The organism is Bacillus sp. P4_D3, from assembly GCF_056401855.1.
The window spans coordinates 1-2,312 of sequence record NZ_JBFUIN010000504.1 but is presented as its reverse complement, the minus strand read 5'-3'; the positions used below and the strand labels follow the sequence as shown (position 1 = coordinate 2,312).

At 36.2% G+C, this 2,312-nt stretch carries 3 protein-coding genes; all 3 read right to left on the bottom strand.

From position 1 onward, the window contains the following. Positions 1-255: 255 nt before the first annotated feature. Positions 256-723, bottom strand: a complete 468-nt coding sequence (locus AC1DTM_RS23320) for a DUF6985 domain-containing protein (RefSeq protein ID WP_002110821.1) — start codon at positions 721-723, stop codon at positions 256-258. A gap of 17 nt (positions 724-740) precedes the next feature. Then, the gene (locus AC1DTM_RS23315; RefSeq protein ID WP_477001000.1) at positions 741-1,544 is read right to left on the bottom strand and encodes an HNH endonuclease; all 804 of its coding nucleotides are present in this window, start codon (positions 1,542-1,544) and stop codon (positions 741-743) included. Between the two features lie 122 nt (positions 1,545-1,666). Beyond that, on the bottom strand, positions 1,667-2,312 hold a 646-nt coding region (locus AC1DTM_RS23310; protein WP_477000999.1), incomplete at its 5' end, for a pentapeptide repeat-containing protein.

Genomic DNA, 2,312 nt, shown 5'->3' with positions numbered 1-2,312 from the left:
CCTTTCCAGGGGTACCTGGAATAAGTCTAGTAGCTTCACCCGTACCCTTACCAGATGGATTTACAAATTCAATATCTTTAGTAAAAGACCCCAATGGTATGTACGATAGGAATAACCTTCAAGATTAATTTTTCCATTTGCATAAAAAAACAGCAGAGATTTCTAGTACCTATCTCTACTGTTTTTTGCTATTAACTTCCAAAAAAAACTAATTTTTCATACTCTGTTATGTGTATTTCTAACAAATAGTAATGCTTAAATTGCAACATCTTGGTATCCTACCCTAGCTACCTCTTCATTTATTAGACGAATACCTACCCCATTTTCCATGTCCCATGTACAGTCAAATGTTAGTCCAATATATCTGCCTTCAAAGCGTCTAGCAGATGGGACATAAATCCCCACTAGCCTGATCCTTTCAAGAAGCTGATCAATCGTTTCAATTAAAGGATAATTTTCATTATATGAAACATCATACCCAAGCTCATATCGTTTTTGCTTGTAATAATCTAAAATTGGTTGCAAAATACTTTGTTGAAGATGCCCCCAATTTTGTATTAAAGAATTATACGAAGCATACTGTTTTTCACTAAATTCACCATCTTCTTCACCATCTATCATCAAAGCAATATCGGCTTCTTTTCCGCAAAACTCAATGGTAGTATCTCTACTCCAGACATAATCATATTCAAGCTCACCAAAAACTGCATCATTTATTTTCATTTTAAATTTCCCCCTTTCTATTTATTGGCAAATTCCCCTGGCTTAAACGCTCCTGCATTTATCTCTCCTACGCCGCCAAGATGCCCAAATTTGCCATTTATTTCTGATGGTACAAGTTGGATAGTCTTCACATCATTTAATTCGTGCCACGTTAACTTGTATTCTTCTCGATAATCCGCAATGTCTCCCGCTTTAATTTTCCCAGGAGTCATTCCAAACTTGCTTGCCAACTCTGGTGAATTGTTAAGTTGTTCAGCCAACTTTTGAACTGCTTGTTTAAAATTAATAGTTCTAGCTTTTGTTCCGTGCTTGCCGGTCCCGCCTAACATGTATTCAATTTCAAATTGCGCTTTTGCTACAGGTGAAAAATCAGGAACTCCATTTTTATACTCAATTCCATTAATACCAGCTTCATTTAAGATTTTCTGTAACGTAGGATCTGGTGGTGGTTTTAGGGTACATAAAGATTCACCTCTAACCCCTTCAAAAACGACATTTGAATTCGTTTCTGCGGGTGTTTGCTTGAATCTTGATTCATATGTACTGGCAAATTCCTCTTGCTTGAAGGCTGGTGGAATATCAGCATCTCTACTACCCGTACCCTTAACCCCACCACTCTCCAAATTCGAGATCCTACTCTGAATACTCGCCTTAGAGGCATCATGGGCTTCTTGGAATTTCCCGCTATAGTTCGTTCCAGATCTAACGACACTTCCATCTGGCAGTATTTCTACACCTTTAAAGATTGGGGATACGGAGTCCACACCTTTTGCTAGTTTAATTTCAATTATATAATATTCACGACTTAATCTATCTAACAATCCTTAAAAATAATCTATATTGATTTTCACTTATTTATCAATCTCTAATATCTCTAAGAAAAAAGCACTCGCTACCAATCATAGGTTTTCGAGTGCTTAAATGTATATACTTCCCATCATATTTAAATCATTTTTAAGATTTGTTCCTTCACATTTTCGTCAAACTTGGCTCCTTCTACCTTTGCTCCCTTCCAGTCTACATTGTCAAGTTTAGCACCGGTAAAATTCGCATCCGTGAAATTCCCATTTAAAAGGATTGCTCCTGTTAAATCTGCGTTTGTAAAATCTACATTTCTAGCATCGACTTCTGATAAATTAGCATCTTCTAAATATGCTTTTTCAAAGTTACCTTCTGTAAGATTCGCGTTACTGAAATTCGTTCCCGTACAGTCAGCCTGTTCCGCATTGATTCCTGACAAATTTGCATGGCGAAAAGTAGCATGATTTAATATTGTTCCAACTAATTCTCCATATGAAAAATCAACTTCGTCAAAACATGTTTCAAAACAACTACTTATATTCAATTTTGCATATTTCATATTCGCTTTAGAGAAATCCGCTTCACCAAACCTACAATCTGCAATGTGTATTTCCTCTAAATTACAACTTCTGAAATCAGCAAACTCAAAATCACAATCAAAAAACGATGCTCTCATTAATGAAGAAGCTCTTAACAGAACTCGTTTTGCCATGATACGCTCTGCCATTACCTCTGACAGGTCTGAAAAAGTAAGGTCTAAATCACTCATATCTAACTGATCTATAACC

Bases quoted from the DNA above. Each gene is read 5' to 3' on its own strand.
- AC1DTM_RS23320 (WP_002110821.1), bottom strand. From the start codon at position 723: ATGAAAATAAATGATGCAGTTTTTGGTGAGCTTGAATATGATTATGTC.